This window comes from Streptomyces sp. NPDC057950, assembly GCF_042887295.1.
Classification (GTDB): domain Bacteria; phylum Actinomycetota; class Actinomycetes; order Streptomycetales; family Streptomycetaceae; genus Streptomyces; species Streptomyces kaempferi.
Map to the genome: position 1 here is coordinate 1 of NZ_JBHVPP010000017.1, position 20,868 is coordinate 20,868.

A 20,868-nucleotide genomic window follows, 5' to 3' on the forward strand; every position below is an offset into this window, starting at 1 on the left:
GTGTGGGACCAGCGTGGTGACAGTGCGACCCTGCGCAACGACCACCGTCGTCTCGTGGACACCGTCACCTGGGGCGGCCACCGCGGCGGTCACGGAGGCGGTCACGGTGGCGGTCACGGTGGCGGTCACGGTGGCGGTCACCACTGACCCCGCCCCGCTCCTGAGCGTCTGATCCACACCCGCTCGCACCACCACCCGACGGCGCGCCACCGGCCCACCCGGCCCAGGCGCGCCGTCGGCGCGTTCCGTACCGGGGGCGACGGCCGACCGGGTGCGTGAGGGTGGGCCGCAGTGGATGTACGCGGCTTCCCCACGGGCGCGCCGGATCTCGGGTCCGCCCCGCCGTGACACTACGCCGTGCGGTCGCTCAGCCCTGGGTCCTCGCCGCTCCGGGCAGCGCGTCGCCGACCCTCACGGCAGCCGGCCTGCTCGGACACCGTGACGGGCGTGCGCCGACTGGAGGCGTAGCGGCAGGGGCGCGCCCCGATGACGGTGCCCGCGGCTGATGACGCTGCCCTGATGACGGTGCCCGCGCGATGGCTGGTGGACAGCGTCGCGGCCGCCGCCACACCCGTGCCGGCCGGATCCGACCCCGCGATCTCGTCGTCTCGATCCCCGCACTCGTCGAGCGTCTCTCGGCGGTCCTTCCCCCGCAGCCAGGCGGCCTGATCTTCACCGGCACACGGCGGTGTCGGCATCGGGCGGAACCCGAGACGCTTCCTGACCCCCGGCGACGAGGTCGTCACCTGGACCGAGGGCGTCGGTGAACTCCGTCAGCGGTGTGTACCCGGCACCCCGCGCACCACCGCGTCCACCGAGCAGCGCTCAACTGCGCCGCCGAGGGCAGTTGATGGCGGCGAGCACCAACGACCGGTGACAAGCGGGCAGTAGACGACTCGTCCCCGGCGCGAAGGAGCCGTTTCCCGTTGAACCGAGTGGGGGCCGCGCCCACGGGCCGTGCCCGCTCCCGTGGGGCACACATGGGTGGTGCTGCTCCGTGCGAGTGGTGGATCTCCCGGCTGAGTCGTAGCGTCGGTGGGAGGAGGCATCCTCCGCGTGGGAAGGCAGCCGGTCGTCGTCCGCCGTTACGGGCGGGGCCCGGCGGGCCGGACGGACGTGGGGGTCAGATGAGTCCAAGGAGAATGGCGGCCGGGAGCGGACATGCGAAAACTCACCGTCAGGGCGGCACTCACGTTCTGTGCCGCGGTATCGCTGGCCACGGTCATGGGAGCGGCGGACGCCGCTCCTGTGGCGTCGCCGCGCTCCGCGCACACCCTCGCGCAGGAGTCGATGCAGCCCCAGGTGCCGACGCAGCCCGTCCTCGTCGACTGCTCCTGGCACCCGCGGGCGGAGCCCGGAGATTTCGTGCTCGCCTGCGGTGACGGCAACAGCCGTCTCACCTCGCTGCGGTGGTCGAGCTGGGACGCCAACTCCGCCGTCGCCCAGGGCGTCAACGTGGTCAACGACTGCAAGCCGTACTGCGCAGCGGGGACCTTCCGCGAATACCCGGTCACCGTACGGCTCGACCGCCCGCAGGCATGGAAGAAGAACCCCCAGATGTCGCAGTACACCCGGCTGAGGCTCTCCTACACCGACAGCAAGCCCGCCGGATACGGGCAGACGGTCTCCTACCCCCTGTGGAACTGATGGCGGGCACGACCTGATGCCCGCCCGTGGCGGTGCGGCGGACAGTGTCGCCCTGGGTGCGGCCGGGCCGACGGCCCGGCCGCACCCAGGGGCCGACGCGTTGACGCGTCAGCGCCGGGGTGATGACCCCTTCCGGAATTCACGCGCACCCCGGACGGCCGGGAGACGCAGTTCGGTGTCACTCACCTGGGTCACTTCGCGCTGACCGTCGGACTGCGTCCGGCGCTCGCGGCGGCTGAGGGCGCCGGGGTCGTGTCGGTCGCCTCGATCGGTCACGTTTCCTCGCCGGTGGTCTTCCTCGCCGGTGGTCTTCGACGATCTGGACTACCGTTTCCGTCCCTACGACCCGTGGACGTCGTATGAGCAGTCGAAGACGGCCACCGTGCTGTTCGCCGTCGGTGCCGCCCAGCGGTGGGCCGTCCCCGGGATCACGGCCGATGCCCTGATGCCGGGGAACATCGCGGACACCTGACTGGCCCGGCACATGGACCCCGGACAGCCGGCCGGGTTCATCGACGCCACCGGGCTGACGCTGCCCCCGGGGAAGACCGTCGACCTGGACCAGGCGAACGCGCAGCGGCTCTGGCCGTGTCCGACGCTCGCGTCCGCTGGCTCTGGCCGTGTCCGACGCTCTCGTCCGCCATGGAGTGTCGGGTGGTCAACGGTGCGCGGACGGTCCCACCATGGCCGCCGGATCGACGATGCGGTCGAATTCGGCCGCGCTGACATATCCACTGGCCACGGCGGCCTCGCGCAGGGTCGTGCCCTCGTCGTCGGCCTTGTGGGCGATCGCGGAGGCCTTGTCGTAGCCGATCTCCGGCGACAGGGCGGTCACCAGCATCAGGGAACGGTCGACGTAGTCGGCGACCTGCTCACCCCGCAGTTCGGCGCCCTCGACGCAGTACTCGCGCAACTTATGGCAGGCGTCGGCGAGGATCGTGGCCGCGTGCAGGAAGTTGTTGATGATCACCGGGCGCATCGCGTTGAGTTCGAAGTTGCCCTGGGAACCGGCGAAAGCGATCGCGGAGTCCTCCGACAGGACCTGGATGCAGACCATCACCATGGCCTCGCACTGGGTCGGGTTGACCTTGCCGGGCATGATCGAGCTACCGGGTTCGTTGGCGGGAAGATCCAGCTCGCCCAGCCCGCAGCGTGGCCCGGAGGCCAGCCACCGGATGTCGTTCGCGATCTTCATCAGGGGCACGGCCAGGGCCCGCAGCCCTGCGGACGCGGTGACCATGGCGTCCAGGCCGCCCTGCGCGGCGAACTTGTTCGCGGCGGTGACGAACGGGTATCCGGTCGCCTCCGCGATCTCGTGGGCGATCTCGTCGGCGAAGCCCGCTGGAGCGTTCAGCCCGGTGCCCACCGCCGTTCCGCCGGCGGCGAGTTCGAACAGGCCCTGACTGGACGCGGTCGCCACGGACATGGCCTGCTTCAACTGGTGGGCGTACCCGGACCATTCCTGCCCGACGGTCAGCGGGACGGCGTCCTCCAGGTGGGTACGGCCGATCTTCACCACGTTCTGCCACCGCTCGGCCTTGGCCTCGATGGAGCGTTGCAGCGCCTGAACGGCGGGCAGCAGGTGCTCGTGGACCTCCTTGACGGCGGCGATGTGCATCGCGGTCGGGAAGGTGTCGTTGGACGACTGCCCCATGTTCACATGGTCGTTGGGGTGCACCGGGGTCTTGCTGCCCAGCCGGCCGCCGGTCAGCTGGATGGCGCGGTTGCTGATCACCTCGTTGGTGTTCATGTTGGACTGCGTGCCCGAGCCGGTCTGCCAGACATAGAGCGGGAAGTTCTCGTCGAGGGCCCCACCGATCACCTCGTCGCCGACCCGCTCGATCAGGTCTGCCATCCAGCCCGGCAGCCGGCCGGCGCGTCCGTTGACGATCGCGGCGGCCTTCTTGACGTAACCGTAGGCGTGGTAGACCGACTTGGGCATGCGGTCGTCACCGATCGAGAAATGGATCAGCGACCGCTGGGTCTGCGCACCCCAGTACCGGTCGGCGGGCACGTCGACGGCGCCCATGGAGTCGGTCTCCCGCCGCGTCCCGGTCGCCGACAGACCGATCGGCAGATCCTGGATCGTCGGCGCCGGTTCCTCGTCCGCGCCGGTCACGCCGCGCCGCCGTCGGAGTACGTGGGCTGCCACATGGCGTCTTGAACCGCCTGCACCACGTTGTCGATCTTCGTGGTGGCGACGCCTTCCGCCTGGGCGGCGCGCACGACGGCGACCGCGGTCGTGGCGGTGGAGGCCCGCAGGTTCTCGACCTCGGGCAGCAGTGAAGCGCCCGGCGCGCTGACGTCCACCTGGCCGGCGACCGCCTCGGCGGCCGCGATCAGCATGGCCGGAGTCACCGTGTGGGCGCCGGAGACGATGGTGCCCAGCCCCAGCCCGGGGTACACGAGCGCGTTGTTGGCCTGGCCGAAGTGGTAGTTCACACCCTCGTACTCCATCGGCCCGAACGGCAGCCCGGTCGCGACCAGCGCCTTTCCGTCCGTCCACGCGATCACGTCCTGCGGCTCGGCCTCGATCTTCGAGGTGGGGTTGGAGATCGGCAGGATGATCGGCCGCTCGACCCCCCGCGCCATGGCCTTGACGACCGCCTCGGTGAACGCGCCGTGCGCCGTCGAGGTCCCCAGCAGGATCGTCGGAGCCGCGTGGCCGACCGTCTCCAGCAGCGAGATCGCTCGGTCGCCGCCCCATCCGCCGACGTCCTCGGGCCTGCGGGCATACGGCTTCTGGAAGTCGCGGAGGTCGGTCATGTCGCTGGTCAGCAGCCCTTGCTGGTCCACCAGCCAGATCCGGGAGGTGGCGTCCTGCGGAGTGGCGCCGTCGCGCACCATCGCCGCGTGGATCTGGTCGGCGATCCCCACGCCCGCGGTTCCGGCGCCGAACACCACGAGCTTCTGGCTCCGCATCGGCACGCCCGTCACCTTCACCGCGGACAGCACGGAGGCCAGGGTGATGGCCCCGGTTCCCTGCAAGTCGTCGTTGAAGATGCGGTATTGGTGACCGTAGGTCTCCAGGATCCGGCGCGCGTTCTCCGGTCCGAAGTCCTCGAAGTGCAGCAGCGCGTTCGGGAACAGTGTGGACGCGGTCTCCAGGTACTTCTTGATGAACGCGTCGTACGCGGCGCCGCGGACCCGCGAGTGCCGGTTGCCCAGGTACAGCGGGTCGTTGAGCAGGGCCTCGTTGTCGGTTCCGACGTCCAGGGACACCGGGATCACCCGGCGCGGGTCGATCCCCGCGGCCGCCGTGTAGATGGCGAGCTTGCCGATCGCGATCTCGATGCCGCCCACGCCCCAGTCGCCGATGCCCAGGATCTCCTCGGCATCGGTGCACACCAGCAGTTCGACGTCCTCGGACCTGAGCCCCAGGGTGCCGAAGGCCGCCTCGATGTCGTCCGGCGCGTCGATCGACAGGAAGATCCCCCGCGGGCTGCGGAACTCCTCGGAGTACTGCTCGATGGCATCGCCGACGGTCGGGTCGTAGACGACCGGGAGCAGTTCGGCGAGGTGGTCCGCGAGCACCCGGTAGTAAAGGGTCTCGTTGCGGTCGTGCAACTGCTCCAGGAACACATACTTGGCCAAGTCATCCCGCTGGCGCTGGAGTTGACGGTAGGCGCGCTGCGCCTGCTGGCCCAACGTCAGCACCGTGGAGGGCAGTCGGCCGGTCAGCCCGTACTCGTCCCGCTCGGAGGCGCTGAACGCGACCCCGTGATTGCTCATAGGGTCCTGCAGGACGCCCGGTGTCGCCGGCGTCCGGACCGAATGCGTGGTGCTCATCTCATTCCCCTCGCCATGGCTGGGACACGAACCATCGGAGGCCGGACGCCGCGGTCGCGTCGCGGACGGCACGCTCCTGGCACACACGCGTCACAACCCGTCGCACGTCACGTGCGGAACGCGATGAGCGGCGCGTTCAGGGCCTCGCTCATGACTTCAGGCTACGCCCGGCCACCGCGCCTGACATCCGCGAAGCGGTCGTCCTGCGGAGTGGCCGATCCGTCGCGCACAGCCACTGACCTGCGGGTACGGGCGAGGGGGGTCAGCTAGTGGGGTCAGCGAGTGGTGAGCATGCCCGCGCGGAGTTTGGTGAGGGTGCGGGTGAGCAGGCGGGAGACGTGCATCTGGGAGACGCCGAGGTGCTCGCCGATCTGGGCCTGGGTCAGTTCGTCGACGAACCGCATGTGGATGATGCGCCGTTCACGGTCGTCCAGTTCGGCGATCAAGGGGGCCAGGGCGTGGAAGTCCTCGACGAGTTCGAGGGCACTGTCGTCGGCGCCGATGAAGTCCGCCAGCGCGGTCTCGCCCTCTTCGCCGGAGTTGATGGCCGCGTCCAGGGAGGAGGAGGCGTATCCGTTCGAGGCGAGGCGGGCTTCGTTGACCTCGTCCTCGCTGAGGCACATCAGCTGGGAGAGTTCCTTGACCGTGGGGGTGCGGCCCAGCCGGCTGCTCAGTTCCTCGGTGGCCTTGGCGAGCTGGATACGGGCTTCCTGCAGACGGCGGGGAACGTGGACCGCCCACGAGGTGTCGCGGAAGAAGCGCTTGATCTCGCCGACGATGTAAGGGACGGCGAAGGAGGTGAACTCGACCTCGCGGGTGAGCTCGAACCGGTCGATGGCCTTGATCAGTCCGATCGTGCCGACCTGAACGATGTCCTCCATCTCGTCCTGGCTGCGGCTGCGGAAGCGCGCTGCCGCGAAGCGGACGAGGGAGACGTTCATCTCGATGAGCGTGTTGCGCGCGTACTGGTACTGGGGCGTGCCCTCTTCCAGAACGCCGAGTTGGTCGAAGAACAGCCTGGACAACTGCCGGGCGTCCTTGGGGGCGACCCGCGACGGGTCGGCGATCTCCGGCAGCGCCGTCAGCCGTGCCTCGGTCGTCTCGGTCACTGTCATGCCAGGCCCCTCCCACGTGATCCAGCCCCTGTGCCGCCGGCCGATGGAAGCCGACGAACGTTCGCGTACCCGCCCTGGGGAAATGCATACCCGTCGATTCGAAAGCGATCCGGAGAACCGGCCGAGGGGCCGGACCCGGGCGGGGAAGAGCGGTGAAGGCCATCCGCCCGGCGTCATCCGCCCGGCGTCATCCGCCCGGCGTCATCCGCCCGGCGTCATCCGCCTGGCGCGGAGTTCGGGACGAGGGGGCGCGGGCAGCCGCTCAGTGGGCGGGATGCGTTCCGACGGCCTGCCGATAGGCCACATGGCCGCCCAGCGCACCGCTCACGGCCACCGCCGTCAGCCCGCCCAACGACCACAGCCGGCCCTTCGCCGAGTGACCGCGCAGCCGCGCCGTCAGCGAAGCCGTGTAGCAGGCCATCGCCGCCACGTTCGAGACGGCGTGGACCAGTCCGACCCGGGCCTGTTCGGGCGGCAGGTCCGCCCAGTCGGCCCAGCCGGCGACGGCCGCCGGGGCGGCTCCGGCCAGTCCGACGGCCATGAGGGTGGTGGGCGCACGGCGCCCTGCCGGCGCGATGTCCAGTACGGCGACGGAAAGCCAGCAGCCGATCGGGACCTGGACCAGAACGGGATGCACGGGGTGGCCCAGCGGCCTGCCGCGCAGCAGATCGCGCACCTCGCCGAGCGGGAGCGAGCGGATTCCCCGCTGGAGAAGCCGGATCGCCGGATCCGCCGCCCCCGACCGTTCGATGCGGTCCAGGGCCGTCAGCCACCATGCCGACGCGGTGTCCAGGGCCGAGGGCGTCCAGGAACGGGTGCTGGTGTCGGGGACGTGAGTGCTCATGCACAACGACTACCCGGCAGCCCGCGGCGATCCCGCCGTGGCCTCGACTGCACCCGAACGGTCTGCCCACCGACCAGGGAGTGCCGCCGGGCGTGTGCACGGGCCTCGGGTACGGGTTCCCGAGGTGCGGAGCCCGACCGGACGCTCTCCGCGACGCCGGACCGCCACCCCACCGAGCACGTGAGGCACCGCGGCCACCGCGCGTCCGCCCACCGGCGACCTGCGCGGCATGGGCCGCCCGGAGCGGGGCACACGGACGGTGCACGACAGGGATCCAGTGGCCGCCGACCGGGCGTCCTGCCGGATCTCAGCTGTCCCGGGTTACCCGGATTTCACCTGTCCCGGGTTACGCAGCGGGCGGGAAGAGGGTGCTGTGAGCCCGGCGAGACAAGGGCCCGCACGCACCGAAGAGACCTGAAGATCGGATTCGACATGATTGTCCTTGGCGCCATCCTGCTCGTCATCGGCCTGCTGGTCGGTGTGTCACTGCTGACGACCGTGGGCGGTGTGCTCGTCGTGGTCGGCGCGGTCCTGTGGATCCTGGGGGCCAGCGGTCGCTCGGTCGGCGGCCGCAAACACTACTTCTAGACCGGCACTGCCGCCCTCCGTGCCCCGTGCGGGCACGGCGCCGCCGACCCGCCGCCGGGGACCGACCCCGGCGGGCGCGCAGCGGACCGGGCCGAAAGTCCGTCCTGCCGACCGACGTTCCCCTCGCACAGCCCCGGGGCCTGCGGAGAAACACCTTCCGCCGGCCCCGTCGGCATGCCCGGGGCCTGCCGACGAACATGCCTACGCGCCCCGCCCGCCAGGCGGAGGGGCTCGGAGGAAGGAATCAGGGGTCCGGGGGGACAACGCCGTGCCGGGTCCTCGACCTACGCCGCGAGATCCGCCCGCGCGCTGTCGCCCGGGGCACCGCTGTCGTCCGGGGCGCTGTGCCCGCTACGGGATCGTTCGAGGAGGACGTCCGCGGCGGTGATGGCGTCCTCGACGGTTGCCGTCCCGGTCGTCACACACAACGTGTAGGCGACGTCGGCGAGGACCCGTGCCGTGCGCGCGTCCTCGGCGTGCGCATGAGCGAAACGCGCCTCCGCGTAGCGCGCGAGCAGGGTCCGCACGACCTTGGGGTGAGGTTCGAGCATCGCGGCAGCGCCTCTCGTCTTGTGTGATTTACGACCGGCTTCCCGATCACCCGGTCCGGACGCGTCCCGGTTTCGGCCGGGGGCGCGGTGAATGCCGCACGACAGCGATCCGGGGACAAAGGACTGTGCCACCGCGCCCTCGCACGAGAAGCGGGGCCGGCCGGAGGGTCTCCGGCCGGCCCCCGCTCGTGGGTGGTGCGGTGCGGTCAGGCGCGGTGCCGGCCCTGGTAGTAGGTGCCGACCTGCTCGTGGTAGCCGGCGTCGCCGATGTGCTTGTCCTTGTCGAACTCGGGGGAGTCCTTGATCTGGTCCTTGGTGAGGTCGACGTAGATCTTCTGTTCGGCCTGGTCGATGGTCGTCACGGTGCCGGCGGGCAGCAGGACGTGCTTGCCGAAGATCCATACGCCGGTGTCGACGACGAGGTAGGAGGAGTGGACGTCGTCGGAGTGCTTGTCGACCTTGCCGATGCTGCCGTCGGTGGCCTCGACCTTGTAGCCGATCAGGTCGGTGCCCGCGGCGTGGCCGGTGGTCGGCTGGTAGCCCCAGATGCTGTCGCTCATAAAACGGCTCCTTCTTCGATATCTTTCGCTTCCCCGCTGTCAGAAAATGCGGGGTTGTACAGGCGTCATCGAATTCGGTGACGTTTTCTCGGAACGCCGGGTGCCCTGTGCCCGGGGAGCTACACATCGGATTTTCCAGGACGTCCGGAGGCGACGGGATCGATGTTTTCCGTGTGGAAACTTTCTGGGTTTGAGGGCCGCGTACCGGGTGAGACGGAGGGGGAATCATTCCTCGAATACGACAGGGTGTGAGTGGTTTGGCTGCGGACGAGAAGGCTCAGGCCAAGGGCGAGCAGGCCAAGGGCAAGGTCAAGAAGGTCGTCGGTGGTGCGGTGGGCAACGAGTCCCTGCGGGCCGAGGGGCGCGCCGAGGAGTCCAAGGGCGACCTGCGTGCGGCCAAGGAGAAGGCCAAGGACGCCGTCAAGCCCAAGTAGCACCACGGCAGGTTCGTGTACCTACGTCACTGATCCCGGCAGCCCGTCCCTCTTTTCGGACCTGCCGGGATCAGTGATGTCACGGCATGTCGATCGTTTCGGCAGGTCGATCGTCCAGGCCCGGGAAATCGTCTGTCCGCCCCACGATTGTTTGAGCGGCGTTGAGACGTGCAGGCACCCCGTTCAACTATTCGTCGCGAGAGACGGAGCGAATATACGGAGCTCCGTCGGCCGATAACGGGCCTGGCTGCCGGAGCTCACCGGCGCGGACGGCATCGACCGTGCGTGCGCGTAGTGCCGTCCGAACCGGCTCGGGCTCTGGCGGCGTCCGCGGCGGAAGGATCCGCCTTCACCCTGGTTCTGTTGGACGGCCGGGAGCGGGCCGAGGTCGAACGGTGCGGACGGGAGCCGCAGACCGTGTGGGCCGACGCATCGAACCCCGGGCCCCCTGAGGTCGCTCGTTCGACGAGAGGCCGTTCCCTCCCGGCGTCGTGTCGGCGAACCTCGGTGAACCGGCGGCGAGCTTCGGTGAACCGGGGGCGGGTCCTGGACTGCCGCGGTGCTCGCCGCGGCACAGTCGTGCAACGTTCATCTAATTCTCGCGGTAACGCCTTGTCGCACTCGTCAGTGATCGCATATATCTGATCGTCCGCATGACGAAGAACACGGATGTTTCGGGAGAGATGCATATATGAACGGCACTGTCGACGGCTTCAGCTACGGGATCGTCACGCCCGTGGCCGCCTATATCATGGCCTGCCTAGGTGCCGCCTTGGGACTGCGCTGTGTGGCCCGGACCCTGCACTACACCGAGGGACGCAAGCCCGCCTGGCTGGCCCTGGGTGCCGCCTGCCTGGGCTGTGGCATCTGGACCATGCACTTTATCGGGATGATCGGCTTCCAGGTCGAGCAGACGGCCATCACCTACAACCTGCCCTTGACGGTGCTGAGCCTGGTGGTCGCGATCGTCGTGGTCAGCGTCGGCGTGTTCATCGTCGGCTACCGGGGCGCCGCACCCGTACCGTTGGCCGCCGCCGGTGTGGTGACAGGCCTGGGGGTTGCGGCCATGCACTACCTGGGGATGGCCGCCATGCATCTCGACGGCGAACTGCACTACGACGTGACCGTCGTCGCCCTGTCCATCCTGATCGCCATCGGGGCCGCGACCGCCGCTCTGTGGGCCGCCGCCACGATCCGCGGCTCCCTGCCCTCCTTCGGCGCCAGCCTGATCATGGGCGTCGCCGTCTCCGGCATGCACTACACCGGCATGGCGGCGGTGAGCGTCCACGTCCACACCGGCGCCGGACACACGTCGAGCGGGCACACCCCCACCTCGCTGCTGTTGCCCATGCTCATCGGCCCCGTGGTCTTCCTCCTCGTGGCGGCGGTCATCGTCATGTTCGACCCGGTACTCATCCTCGGCGACGGCGACTGGAGCCGCGGCGATCGTGCGCGTCGGCCGGTGCAGCCCGGCCCGGTCGAGCCGAGCGCTTTCGAGCCGCGTTCCGGGGATCCGTCCCGTCCGCAGTCGCACCGGCGTTGACGGACGGATGTGCGGCCCGGTGACGACGGGCGGCGCCCGGCGGCGTAGACCGTATCGGCGCCGCGCGTCTCATCGTCCACGGGCCCGATCCTCAAGTCTCGTGGCGCCGAGCGGTGTTGGCGCGGGCCGACCGGACGCCCACGCGGGGGTCGCCCATCAGGGCTGCCGTCGGTCGGCGAACGGTGCTCCGGGTGGGCGGAGATGAAGGTGAACGCGACCTGACCTGATCCGGAGCGAAACGCTCCTGATGGTCATCCGCTTCATCCGGCACGGAAACCTGCGATCCGCCGAGACGGTGTGCGGTGGCTGTGCGGACCGGTGTCCACCGGCCCGCACGTTCGTAAGGAATCACTCAATGACACTTCGCGCAAAGAGACCCGCGGGACCCGGCCTGCGCCGTACCGCGGTCGCGACCGCGGTGGCGCTGGCGTTCGCCGGTGCCGCGACCGGTGTGGGAACCGCCTTCGGTTCCACCGTCGACGTGGCCTCGCACGGCCACCCGGTGGACCGGAACTGGCTCCCGGACACTCCGGAGAACTGGCCGCTGGTGGTGGACCACACCCGTACACCGGCCGAGACGGTCACCCGCGGTCTGCAGCACTACGCCGAGACTTACGACACCGTCGGCGGCCGCCAGCACATCCAGGTGCTCAAGGCCGACCTGTCCGACCCGAACCTCCGGGTCGGCGTGGTCGAGGCCGGCGACACCATCACCGACCCGCAGGACGAGACCCCGTCGTCCATGGCCCACCGCACCCACGCGGTGGCCGGCGTCAACGGCGACTACTTCGAGATCCACGCCAGCGGACGCCCGCTCGGTGGCGTCGTCTCCAACGGGCACATGCTCAAGAGCCCCAAGCCGGGCTTCGCGTCCCAGTTGGGCGTCAAGCCCGACGGCACGATGGTGATGGGCCCGGAGACCTTCTCCGGGACGATCACCGCCGGCTCCGCGACCCGCCCGCTCACGTCGGTGAACACCGTGAACGACGCGGCGTCCGGCGGCGTCACCGAAGTCACCCCCGACCTCGGCGAGACCCCGGGCCTGCCCCAGCCCTCCACGCTGGTCCTCGGCCACACCACCACCGGCGGCTTCGTCGTCGACAGCGTCCGGACCGGTGTCACCACCGTGCCGCGACTGACCGCCGATCAGCTCGGTCTGCTCGGCGCCGGGAACGGCGGACAGTGGCTGGGCGACAGCCTGCACACGGGTGACGCGGTGGGCATCACGGCCCGCCTCTCTCCCGACAACGATGTCACCCAGCTGGTCAGCGGCGTCGACACGCTCGTGAAGGACGGCAAGGTCTACAAGGACCCGACCGGCACCCCGCCGAGCGGCGCCAACCCGGAGACCGCGGTCGGCATCACCAAGGACGGCAAGCACGCCGTCGTCGTCGCCATCGACGGCCACGGCGGCGCCGATTCGGCGTTCGGTGTGACGCCGGAGCAGGCCGCGGGCTACATGGTCGCCCACGGTGCCTGGACCGCCATGCTCTTCGACGGCGGCGGCTCCACCGGCATGGTCAGCCGCGCCCCCGGCGCCGATCGGGCCGAGGTCGTCAACACCCCCTCCGACCAGCCCGGCAACACCGAACGCCCGGTCGCGAACGGCATCTTCTTCTACACCACCGCCAAGGAAGCCGGAGACGCCGTCAAGGTCGTGGTGAACGGTGGCGAGAAGGTCACCACCGTCGCCGGCGGCGCCATCCCGGTGCCGGTGCACGCGCTGGACCGGTTCTCCAACCCGGCGGCCGGCGGGGTCAAGGTCCGGATCGAGCCTTCGTCCCTCGCCGCCTACGAGAACGGCAAGCTGACCCCGCGCCGCACCGGCACGGGCCGGATCGTCGCCTCGGACGGCCGGGTCACGACCTCCGAGAAGCTCGAGGTCGTCAGCGAACTGCGGTCCTTGACGGTCTCGCCCGACCAGGCCGACCTCGACAACGGCGCCACCCAGCAGCTCTCCCTGTCCGGCACCGTCAAGGGCGGGGACGCGGTACGGATCCCCGCCGAGGCCGCCACCTGGAAGGTCACCCCGGACAACCTGGGAACCGTCGACGCGCACGGCCTGTTCACCTCGGACACCGAGCACGGCGGTCTCGCCGAGGTCAGCGCCACCGTGGCCGGCACCACCACGACCACGTCGATCGCGGTCGGCCGGGTCACCAAGGTCGTCGACCCGATGACCAGCACGGAGGTCTGGCGGCTCAGCAACAACACCACCGGCAAGCCGGCCACGCTGAGCGCGGACCCGGGCGTCGTCCCGCCGGAGTCCACCGAATCCGGTTCGCTGCGCCTCGACTACACGATGCCGGCCGGTGCGGGCGTCAAGCAGCTCGTGCTGGCGCCGAAGGTCACGCTGAAGACCGACACCCACGACGGTCAGGTCCCCACCGGCATCGGTGTGTGGATCAAGGGTGGCGGCCCCGACGGCATCCAGCTCGCCGAGAAGTACATCAACGTCGACGGCACGGCCAACACGCCGCTGTATCTGACCGGCGTCACGTCCGACGGCTGGCGACTGGCGGTCGCCCAGCTGCCGGCGGGCATGAAGTTCCCGCTGACCGTCAGCTACCTCGACTTCCTGGCGATCAGCCCCAGCACCACGTACACCGGTTCGCTGAACGTCGCCGGGCTGCAGGCGCTGTACTCGCCGCGACCGGTCGTCGAGCCCGAGTACAAGGCGATCCCGAAGAATCCGTCGTGGCTCGAGTTCGAAGAGGACTCCGCCCGGTTCGCCAAGCGTGGCGCGACGCTGCTCACCGGTGACGACGCCCATCTGCTCGCGAGCGACCCCGGCTCCGTGAGCAGCAACGTGATGGACTCCATCGCCAAGAGGCTGCCCACGCTCACCCCGCAGGCCCGGCCGGACGCCGCCCAGTTCCTCGGCGACATGTCCGACGACGGCAAGCCGGCGGACCTGCGGTTCGCCAAGTCCAAGATGGACGCCCTCGGTGTCCCCGAGCGCGACATCGTCGGCAATCACGAGATCACCCAGGGCGCCGACGCCGAGAACGGCAACTACGGCGACACCTTCGGCGACACCCACTACGGCTACTCCCAGGGTGCGGCGCGGATGATCGTCACGGACAATTCGCACGGCAGCCTGCAGTCCTCGGACCCGTTCCAGGACCCGGAGGGTGAACAGTACCCGTGGCTGGTCCAGCAGTTGACGGACGCCACCGCCAAGGACGTCCTGGTCATCACTCACATGCCGGCGTACGACCCGCACCCCGCCGCGAACAGCCAGTTCACGGACCGGTGGGAGGCGCGGATGTACCTGAGGCTGGTGCAGCGCTTCCAGGAGAAGCACCCGAAGCAGCACGTGATCATGATGTACGGTCACGCCCGCGGCTTCTCGGAGCAGATCCTCGACCCCGAGGGGCGCAGCGTGACGACCGCCGAGGGCGGTATCCCGCAGTTCGCCTTCGCGGACCTCGGCATGCCCGCCTACGCCCCGGCCGACCAGGGTGGCATCTACCACTTCGGCCTGGTCCGGATCGGTGACGACGGCGACCTGCAGTACACGGTCGAGCCCGCTCTCGCGTCGATCACCGTCAAGGGCCCCAAGGACCCCGTCGCCGAGGGTGATCACATCACCCTGACCGCGACCGGGGACCAGATCGCCGGCGACAACATCGCGGCGCTCACCATCCCGATCGCGGACCCGGCGTCCCACCTCTGGAACTCCAGCAACCCCAAGGTGGCGTCGGTGGATGCCTCCACCGGGGCCCTCACCGCCCACCGCCACGGCACCGTCACCGTCTCGGTGACCTCCGGTGGTGTCACGGGCAGCGCCCAGGTCATCGTCCAGTGACCTGATCCATCACGGGACGCCGGGCGTCGCCCGCGCGGCCCGCGGACATGAGTGCGGGGAAGGAGCGCCATCTCCTTCCCCGCACGGCTTTCCCAACGCGGGCCGTGCACACCGGTGTTCGCCGCGAACCACCGTCGGCCGCGTCCGGACCGGCAACGGCGCTCACGGAGACGCCGGGCCGCCCCACCCGGATCGGACGTCTCTCGCGGACGGGTACAACCATCCGAACGCGTCGCGGGTCACATCAGACAGGAGCAACCAACTCCAACGACAACAAGGGGGAAATATGCGATTCAACCGATCCGTCATGACTGGTGCCGTTCTGGCGGCCCTGTCGGTCGGGGCTGCGACCGCGATGACGGCACCCGCCTCCGCCGCGGCCAACACCACACCGCAGAAGGTCTGCGGAAGCAGCTACCGGACCGTCAACTCGGCCCCTGTCGGATCGCTGGGCACGGTCTACCTCACGTACAACTCCTCGAACGGCAGGAACTGCGTCGCGACCATCCGCAGCACCCCGGGCGCGCTCAAGGACATGTCGGCGTGGATCTACGTCGGCGCCACCGACGAGGGGGCCCAGGACTACGGCCGGTACACGTCGTACGCCGGCCCGGCCTCCGTCTACGGCAAGGCGTACTGCGTCGACTGGGGCGGCAACATCGCCAACGTGTACGTGCAGGTCACCGGATCCAACTGCAGTGCCCTCAAGGAGCACCGGGTCACCACGACCCGCTGACCCGCTCCTTTCGGCCGGCCGCCATGTTCGGCGTGCCGTTGTCACCCGCGGCCCGACTCGCAGGACGGACGAGCTGATGGTCGTCCGGCGACGACGGTCGTGCGGTGACGACGTGCGTGCGGCGGGCCGTGCGGTAACCCACTGTGTTACAGCTCGCCTTGGCGGAGCCGTCGCGGTTTCGTCGGGGCGAGCTCCGGTGTCCCCCGGCCGTGGTCCGTGGCCCGGCGGCGGCCGACGGTGTTCCCGCTGGTCAGGGGGTCGGTTCGGGGGGCTCGGTGAGATGGATCGTGCCGCCCGGGTCCGTGCGGTGGTGGGCTCCGGAGGTGAGGGTGGTCCAGGCCTTGGCGTCGGAAGGCGTGTCGGCGGAGACCATCGCGCTGTAGACGTCGGTGTCGTAGCGCACCCTGTCGTGGCTGCGTGCGCCGCTCGCGGCGACGACGTCCGCGATGTCGCCGGTCCTTCCCCAACTGATCCGGGCCCAGGCCGCCTTGCGGGCGTCGCCGTACCGCAGTTCCACGTAGGCGCCGTGTGTCCTGCCCAAGGCCGCCGTCCAGGCGTCGGCGCCGTGCGCCTGCTTGGGGTCCTTGCCGGTGCGACTGTCCTCGAAGCAGGTGGTGTCGAGCGGCGCGGTGTCCGATGTGCCACCGGCGGCGGGCCGGTTCGGACGGTCCTGCGACCGGCGGGACTTGCACCATCCACCCCCGCTGACCCAGGCCACTGCCGCGGCCGCACGAGTGCATCCCCGCCGCCCTGGCGGCCCCGCACCTGTGCCGTTCAGCCACCCGTGGCGGCGAGCGGGCCGCCAGGGGTGAAGGCCAGCCCGGCGAAGCGTTCGCCCATGCGGCGGTGGGTCGCGGCGTCGGGGTGGAGTCCGTCGGGGAGCGGCAGTTCGGCGGCGTCGGCCTCGCCGTAGAGCACCCGGCCGTCGATGTGGTGCAGGTTCGGGTCCTCGGCCGCTCTCTGCCGGACGACGCGGTCGAGTTCGGCCCTGATGACGCGCAGGGTGAGCTTTCCGGTGGCGGTCTCGGCCGGGTCGCCCGTCGCGCGGAAACGCAGTCGTCCGGCGCTCAGCGCGCTGAGGTCCGGGGCACTGGGGCCCGGGGTGTCCTCGTGGATGGGACACAGGATGGGCGACACGACCAGCAGCGGCGTGGTCGGGTGACCGTCGCGGATGGTGTCCAGGAAGCCGTGGACGGCCGGAGTGAACGCACGCAGCCGCATCAGGTCCGTGTTGACCAGGTTGATGCCGATCTTGACGCTGATCAGGTCCGCGGGGGTGTCCCGCAGCACGCGCGCGGTGAACGGGTCGAGCAGGGCGCTGCCGCTCAGTCCGAGATTGATCAGCTCCACCCCGCCGAGGGCCGCGGCCAGCGCGGGCCAGGTGGTGGTGGGGCTCGCCGCGTCGGAGCCGTGGCTGATCGAACTGCCGTGGTGCAGCCACACCGCGCGGCCGCGGTCCGGCACGGGCTCGACGGGTGCGTCGGAGCGCAGGGCGACCAGTTCCGTGGTCTCGTTGTGCGGCAGCCAGATCTCGACGTCCTTCACGCCGGCGGGGAGGCCGTCGAAGCGGAGGGTGCCGACCGGGCCCGGTGCGGTCTTCGCGGATCCGGTGGCCATGTCGATGGTGAGGACGTTGCCGCCCGCCACACTCGCGCTGCCGGCCGGGCGGCCGTCGACCAGCAGGTCGTACACCCCGTCCGGACGCGCCGGGGCACCCACATAGGCGCGTTTGGTGGGCAGCGTGTCCAGCTCGACGACAGTGGCCCGGGTACGCAGCACCAGTCGCACGCCGGAGGGCTGGGCCTCCGCCATGGCCAGCTGACCGTCGGCGCACTGGGCACGGGCGCGGGCGGGCAGCCGGTGCGGCAGGACACCGTGCTCGGTCCGCTCCAGTTCGAGTGCGCCACGCAGGAGGTTCCCGGTGAGGGGCGTGGTGATCAGAGTGTCGCCGTTGCTCATGGTGCGGTGCCTGTGCCTGTTCGAGTCGGTGCGTCTGACGCTTGTGCGTCTTGTGCGGCTTGTGTGGGTCGCGGTTCTGGTGCGTCCGGTGTGTCTGGCGCGTCACGAGGTGTCGTGCCGTGCGGGAGGGGGGCCGGCCGCTGGCGCTCCGTGCGGGGTGTCAGGCCGGTGGGCGAGAAGGGCTTTGCGCGGGTGCGGACCAGTTGCGCAGCAAGGTGTCGAGGGCGTCGACGACCCACGACCAGGATTCCTGGGAGTCGGGGGCGCTGTGGCTGAAGCCTCCGCTCATCTCCAGGGTGACGTAGCCGTGGAAGGTGCTGCCCAGCAGCCGGACCGCGTGGGTCTGGTCCGGTTCCGTCAGGTCGTAACCGCGCAGGATCGCCCGTGTCATGCGCGCGTGCCTGACCCCGGCGCTGGCGGCGGCCGTCTCCGGATCGAGCCTCAACTGCGCCGCGGCGTAGCGGCCGGGGTGCTCGCGCGCGTAGTCCCGGTAGGCGTTCGCGAAGGCCGCGAGGGCGTCCTTGCCGGCCCTCCCGGCCAGGGCGGTGGCGACCCGGTCGGCCAGTTCCCCCAAGGCCAGCAGGGCGATCCTGACCTTCAGGTCGTGCGAGTTCCTCAGGTGCGAGTAGAGGCTTGCGTCCTTGACGCCGAAGTGCCGGGCGAGCGCCGCGACGGTCACCTTGTCGAAGCCGACCTCGTCGGCCAGCTCCGCACCCGCCAGGGTCAGCCGTTCCGCGGTCAGCCCGGCTCTTGCCATGACCATTCACCCACCAGACAGAGTCACTTAATCATTTGCCTAACCCTCTTAGGCAATTTACCTTACTCCCATGGAACCGCTGACCGAGCAAGAGATCCGTACCGCGTTCGTGAACTGCACCAAGGGCGAGGCCAAGCGTCTGTCCGTCCCACGCGACCTGGCCGACCGGCCCTGGGGCGACCTGGACTATCTCGGCTGGCGGGACCCCCAGGCACCCGACCGCGCCTACCTCGTCAGCCCGCTCGGTGGCGGCCTCAGGGCCCTCGCGCTGCGCTGTCCCAGCCCCGGCGCCCAGCAGATGCGCCGCAGCATGTGCTCGATGTGCCTCACCACCCACACCGGTGGTGTGTCCCTGATGGTCGCGCCGAAGGCGGGCAAGGCAGGGCAGCAGGGCAACTCGGTGGGCGCCTACATATGCAGCGACCTCGCCTGCTCGCTGTACATGCGTGGCAAGAAGGACGCGGGCGTGGGCGGCCGCCTCCACGAGTCGCTCACGCTGGAGGAGAAGATCCAGCGGACGGTGTCCAACGTCGCCGCGTTCATGGCCAAGGTGACGGCGTGAACACGGTGGACCACGGGCCGAAACGCGCTGGAGAGGGCGGGAGTTCGGGTCCGCGGGTGCCACGAGGGACGTCCCGGTCGGCCATGCCCGCCACCTGATGGCCCGTCAAGCCGTGCTGCCCTTCCCGGGTCAGAACCAGCCGCCGTCGGCCTGGATGGTCCGGCCTGTGACGAACGAAGCATCGTCCGACACCAGGAACGAGACGACCGCGGCGATTTCGGAGGGCTGAGCCATTCTGCCGAGCGAACTGGACGTACGGATAAGGGTGTCGAAATCAGTGTCGACGTCGGGATGGACGTACTGGGAGGCCGCGTCGGCGGACATGTCCGTGACGGTTCCGCCGGGCGCGACGGCGTTGATGGTGATGCCGCGCCGGCCGAGTTCGGGGCTGAGGTTGAGGGCCATGCATTCGACGGCGGCTTTGCTCGCCCACCAGGTGAACAAGGTGACGATCGCCGAGTCGTACACCAGCGGGCACGAGGCCCTCACCTATGTGATCGAAGACGTCGTCCCGATCCGCGCGGGGCACGGCTGCTCCTACCCGGTCGGTGCGGACCGCACCAGGGTCTCCTGCACGCTCGTCGCGCTGGAGAGTCAGGACCCGTACGCCGCCCTGGAGATGAGCCTCGGCGACGGCAATGACACCGTCGCCTCCCGCAATGCCACTGGTCAGGTCTACTACTTCAACAGGATCGACCTCGGCTCCGGCAACGACAGACTGACCGACAACACCGGTCTCGACGGCAACGAGGTCGTCGGAGGGACCGGCAACGACACCATCACGGTCGGCAAGCTGGCGTCCGTCCTCGCCGGTGACGGCAACGACACGGTCGACGCCGGCGGCGGGGACAACATCGTGAACGGCGGCAGGGGCGACGACGTGCTCCGGGGCGGCGCCGGCGGCCAGATCCTCAACGGCGACGCTGGCAACGACACGATCTACGGCGGGACCGGCGACGACTCGCTGTACGGCGGGACGGGCAACGACGTCCTGTACGGAAACAGCGGCGCCGACAAACTGTACGGGAACAGCGGCAACGACAAGCTGTACGGCGGACCCGGCCGGGACACGCTTTCAGGCGGTCCGGGAAGGAATATCGTCCATCAGGACTGACGGTTCCCGCGGTCCGGGGAATTGCGCGGCGATACGTGAGGTTCCCCGGAGGTGAACCGCGACTTCGCGGTTGCCTTTCGCCCCTGACTTTCGCAGATTCGTACGCCGACGGTATTCCCGCCGTTCGGCCTGCCGTTCAACTTGCCGATCGGGTTGTGGGCGAGTGGCGCGCTGACATGTGCGCCCGCTCCGGGCGCGGTCACTTGGCACTCCTTCGAACAAACCCCTGAGGATGAGGGGTCGCCTGCGTACGGGCCGGCCGGTGCGACAGGATGGGGTCTCCGAGCGTGGAGGGGGCCTGCGGATGAGTTACGTACTGAGTGCGGTGATCGGTGATGCCGAGCTGCTCCGCGGTGTCTCGCGGGCTGTGCCCGCCGCGCGGGCGGCACCGCTCGGACAGGGTCTGTCGCTGATACCGATGACCGGCGCGCTCTTCGACGCCGTGGCCGAAGGCGGCGCCGGGGAGGCGTTGGGGTTCTGGCGGCTGCCCGAGGGTTTTCCCGCGCGTCTCGCCGACTGGTCGACGGGTGGGCCGCTCGCCTATGTGGAAGCCGAGTACTTCGGTGGAGTGGGTGAACAGCAGGCTGCCGTCTGGGACGGCGGCGCCATCGTGCTGGGACCGGTCCAGGTGCGGGAGTGCGAGCCCTTTCCGCCGGCGGGCAGTCCGATTTCTCAGGCACTCCGTCGGCTGGGCGTGGTGGCGGACGGCGACGGGGACGAGTTCTCCGCCGTGAAGCTGGGCCGGCATCGCCATGGCGACCAGTGGATCGCCTGAGGGTTGTCCTGTGACGGCGCCGCCGAGACCGGCCGGCGGACCCTCGGGCGACGCCCGAAGATCCTCGGTAGCCGGTAGCCGGT

General features: G+C 70.0%; 20 protein-coding genes. 10 read left to right on the forward strand and 10 right to left on the reverse strand.

Translation table 11 applies throughout. The features are described from left to right. Positions 1-1,161 precede the first annotated feature (1,161 nt). Together ACFVTC_RS26245 and ACFVTC_RS26250 are read left to right on the forward strand one after the other, a co-directional pair. A complete protein-coding gene (locus ACFVTC_RS26245; protein ID WP_390130904.1) occupies positions 1,162-1,647 on the forward strand; it encodes a hypothetical protein in 486 nt (161 codons plus the stop codon). Positions 1,648-1,951: 304 nt separating this feature from the next. Continuing rightward, on the forward strand, positions 1,952-2,119 hold the full coding sequence (locus ACFVTC_RS26250) for a hypothetical protein (protein WP_390130906.1): 168 nt from the start codon (positions 1,952-1,954) through the stop codon (positions 2,117-2,119). 186 nt (positions 2,120-2,305) lie between these two features. On the opposite strand, the gene fumC is transcribed toward ACFVTC_RS26250, so the two are convergent. The 4 genes from fumC to ACFVTC_RS26270 all read right to left on the reverse strand — a co-directional run bounded on the left by fumC (position 2,306) and on the right by ACFVTC_RS26270 (position 7,395). After that, positions 2,306-3,766 carry a class II fumarate hydratase gene (gene fumC, locus ACFVTC_RS26255; RefSeq protein ID WP_390130908.1) on the reverse strand — a complete coding sequence of 487 codons (1,461 nt, stop codon included), beginning with the start codon at positions 3,764-3,766 and terminating at the stop codon, positions 2,306-2,308. Beyond that, entirely contained in the window at positions 3,763-5,436 is a 1,674-nt protein-coding gene (locus ACFVTC_RS26260; protein WP_390130910.1) for an NAD-dependent malic enzyme, read from the reverse strand. Before ACFVTC_RS26260 ends, fumC begins: the two co-directional genes overlap by 4 nt. Before the next feature lie 275 nt (positions 5,437-5,711). After that, entirely contained in the window at positions 5,712-6,551 is an 840-nt protein-coding gene (locus ACFVTC_RS26265) for an RNA polymerase sigma factor SigF (protein WP_390130912.1), read from the reverse strand. Positions 6,552-6,813: 262 nt separating this feature from the next. Continuing rightward, positions 6,814-7,395 carry a DUF2231 domain-containing protein gene (locus ACFVTC_RS26270; protein ID WP_390130913.1) on the reverse strand — a complete coding sequence of 194 codons (582 nt, stop codon included), beginning with the start codon at positions 7,393-7,395 and terminating at the stop codon, positions 6,814-6,816. Positions 7,396-7,827: 432 nt separating this feature from the next. Here ACFVTC_RS26270 and ACFVTC_RS26275 point away from each other — a divergent pair, with 432 nt between their 5' ends. Further along, positions 7,828-7,983 carry a DUF6131 family protein gene (locus tag ACFVTC_RS26275; protein ID WP_248002543.1) on the forward strand — a complete coding sequence of 52 codons (156 nt, stop codon included), beginning with the start codon at positions 7,828-7,830 and terminating at the stop codon, positions 7,981-7,983. 284 nt (positions 7,984-8,267) lie between these two features. On the opposite strand, the gene ACFVTC_RS26280 is transcribed toward ACFVTC_RS26275, so the two are convergent. Beyond that, entirely contained in the window at positions 8,268-8,534 is a 267-nt protein-coding gene (locus ACFVTC_RS26280) for a DUF5133 domain-containing protein (protein WP_390130916.1), read from the reverse strand. 206 nt (positions 8,535-8,740) lie between these two features. Further along, positions 8,741-9,094: a PRC-barrel domain-containing protein gene (locus tag ACFVTC_RS26285; protein ID WP_390130918.1), complete on the reverse strand. Its 354-nt coding sequence runs from the start codon at positions 9,092-9,094 to the stop codon at positions 8,741-8,743. 257 nt (positions 9,095-9,351) lie between these two features. Here ACFVTC_RS26285 and ACFVTC_RS26290 point away from each other — a divergent pair, with 257 nt between their 5' ends. The 4 genes from ACFVTC_RS26290 to ACFVTC_RS26305 all read left to right on the forward strand — a co-directional run bounded on the left by ACFVTC_RS26290 (position 9,352) and on the right by ACFVTC_RS26305 (position 15,618). Continuing rightward, positions 9,352-9,528, forward strand: coding sequence for a CsbD family protein (locus ACFVTC_RS26290; protein ID WP_168532809.1), 177 nt, complete (start codon positions 9,352-9,354; stop codon positions 9,526-9,528). A gap of 691 nt (positions 9,529-10,219) precedes the next feature. Beyond that, positions 10,220-11,071, forward strand: coding sequence for an MHYT domain-containing protein (locus tag ACFVTC_RS26295; RefSeq protein WP_390130920.1), 852 nt, complete (start codon positions 10,220-10,222; stop codon positions 11,069-11,071). 355 nt (positions 11,072-11,426) lie between these two features. Further along, complete coding sequence (locus ACFVTC_RS26300; protein ID WP_390130922.1) at positions 11,427-14,882, forward strand: phosphodiester glycosidase family protein; 3,456 nt, start codon at positions 11,427-11,429, stop codon at positions 14,880-14,882. A 286-nt stretch (positions 14,883-15,168) separates the two neighbouring features. Then, positions 15,169-15,618 (forward strand): spore-associated protein, encoded by a 450-nt coding sequence (locus tag ACFVTC_RS26305; RefSeq protein ID WP_390130924.1) that lies wholly within the window; start codon positions 15,169-15,171, stop codon positions 15,616-15,618. A 250-nt stretch (positions 15,619-15,868) separates the two neighbouring features. Here the strand turns inward: ACFVTC_RS26305 and ACFVTC_RS26310 are convergent, their stop codons facing one another. The 3 genes from ACFVTC_RS26310 to ACFVTC_RS26320 form a co-directional block, all read right to left on the reverse strand. Then, a complete protein-coding gene (locus tag ACFVTC_RS26310; RefSeq protein WP_390130926.1) occupies positions 15,869-16,336 on the reverse strand; it encodes a DUF2690 domain-containing protein in 468 nt (155 codons plus the stop codon). Between the two features lie 56 nt (positions 16,337-16,392). Continuing rightward, positions 16,393-17,577: a GDSL-type esterase/lipase family protein gene (locus ACFVTC_RS26315; protein WP_390130928.1), complete on the reverse strand. Its 1,185-nt coding sequence runs from the start codon at positions 17,575-17,577 to the stop codon at positions 16,393-16,395. Between the two features lie 160 nt (positions 17,578-17,737). Beyond that, positions 17,738-18,334 carry a TetR/AcrR family transcriptional regulator gene (locus tag ACFVTC_RS26320; RefSeq protein WP_390130930.1) on the reverse strand — a complete coding sequence of 199 codons (597 nt, stop codon included), beginning with the start codon at positions 18,332-18,334 and terminating at the stop codon, positions 17,738-17,740. A 70-nt stretch (positions 18,335-18,404) separates the two neighbouring features. Between ACFVTC_RS26320 and ACFVTC_RS26325 the strand changes: the two genes are divergently transcribed. After that, positions 18,405-18,896, forward strand: coding sequence for an FBP domain-containing protein (locus ACFVTC_RS26325; RefSeq protein WP_390130932.1), 492 nt, complete (start codon positions 18,405-18,407; stop codon positions 18,894-18,896). 129 nt (positions 18,897-19,025) lie between these two features. On the opposite strand, the gene ACFVTC_RS26330 is transcribed toward ACFVTC_RS26325, so the two are convergent. Further along, positions 19,026-19,301, reverse strand: a complete 276-nt coding sequence (locus ACFVTC_RS26330; RefSeq protein WP_390130934.1) for an SDR family NAD(P)-dependent oxidoreductase — start codon at positions 19,299-19,301, stop codon at positions 19,026-19,028. Between ACFVTC_RS26330 and ACFVTC_RS26335 the strand changes: the two genes are divergently transcribed. Together ACFVTC_RS26335 and ACFVTC_RS26340 are read left to right on the forward strand one after the other, a co-directional pair. Beyond that, entirely contained in the window at positions 19,300-20,010 is a 711-nt protein-coding gene (locus ACFVTC_RS26335) for a calcium-binding protein (RefSeq protein WP_390130935.1), read from the forward strand. The genes ACFVTC_RS26330 and ACFVTC_RS26335 overlap by 2 nt on opposite strands. 304 nt (positions 20,011-20,314) lie before the next feature. Continuing rightward, on the forward strand, positions 20,315-20,785 hold the full coding sequence (locus tag ACFVTC_RS26340; protein ID WP_390130936.1) for a hypothetical protein: 471 nt from the start codon (positions 20,315-20,317) through the stop codon (positions 20,783-20,785). The last annotated feature ends 83 nt before the right edge of the window (positions 20,786-20,868 follow it).

Bases quoted from the DNA above. Each gene is read 5' to 3' on its own strand.
- ACFVTC_RS26280 (WP_390130916.1), bottom strand. From the start codon at position 8,534: ATGCTCGAACCTCACCCCAAGGTCGTGCGGACCCTGCTCGCGCGCTAC.
- ACFVTC_RS26320 (WP_390130930.1), bottom strand. From the start codon at position 18,334: ATGGCAAGAGCCGGGCTGACCGCGGAACGGCTGACCCTGGCGGGTGCG.
- ACFVTC_RS26300 (WP_390130922.1), top strand. From the start codon at position 11,427: ATGACACTTCGCGCAAAGAGACCCGCGGGACCCGGCCTGCGCCGTACC.
- ACFVTC_RS26285 (WP_390130918.1), bottom strand. From the start codon at position 9,094: ATGAGCGACAGCATCTGGGGCTACCAGCCGACCACCGGCCACGCCGCG.
- ACFVTC_RS26275 (WP_248002543.1), top strand. From the start codon at position 7,828: ATGATTGTCCTTGGCGCCATCCTGCTCGTCATCGGCCTGCTGGTCGGT.
- ACFVTC_RS26260 (WP_390130910.1), bottom strand. From the start codon at position 5,436: ATGAGCACCACGCATTCGGTCCGGACGCCGGCGACACCGGGCGTCCTG.
- ACFVTC_RS26335 (WP_390130935.1), top strand. From the start codon at position 19,300: ATGCATTCGACGGCGGCTTTGCTCGCCCACCAGGTGAACAAGGTGACG.
- ACFVTC_RS26340 (WP_390130936.1), top strand. From the start codon at position 20,315: ATGAGTTACGTACTGAGTGCGGTGATCGGTGATGCCGAGCTGCTCCGC.
- ACFVTC_RS26295 (WP_390130920.1), top strand. From the start codon at position 10,220: ATGAACGGCACTGTCGACGGCTTCAGCTACGGGATCGTCACGCCCGTG.
- ACFVTC_RS26305 (WP_390130924.1), top strand. From the start codon at position 15,169: ATGCGATTCAACCGATCCGTCATGACTGGTGCCGTTCTGGCGGCCCTG.
- ACFVTC_RS26330 (WP_390130934.1), bottom strand. From the start codon at position 19,301: ATGGCCCTCAACCTCAGCCCCGAACTCGGCCGGCGCGGCATCACCATC.
- ACFVTC_RS26245 (WP_390130904.1), top strand. From the start codon at position 1,162: ATGCGAAAACTCACCGTCAGGGCGGCACTCACGTTCTGTGCCGCGGTA.
- ACFVTC_RS26270 (WP_390130913.1), bottom strand. From the start codon at position 7,395: ATGAGCACTCACGTCCCCGACACCAGCACCCGTTCCTGGACGCCCTCG.
- ACFVTC_RS26265 (WP_390130912.1), bottom strand. From the start codon at position 6,551: ATGACAGTGACCGAGACGACCGAGGCACGGCTGACGGCGCTGCCGGAG.
- ACFVTC_RS26325 (WP_390130932.1), top strand. From the start codon at position 18,405: ATGGAACCGCTGACCGAGCAAGAGATCCGTACCGCGTTCGTGAACTGC.
- ACFVTC_RS26315 (WP_390130928.1), bottom strand. From the start codon at position 17,577: ATGAGCAACGGCGACACTCTGATCACCACGCCCCTCACCGGGAACCTC.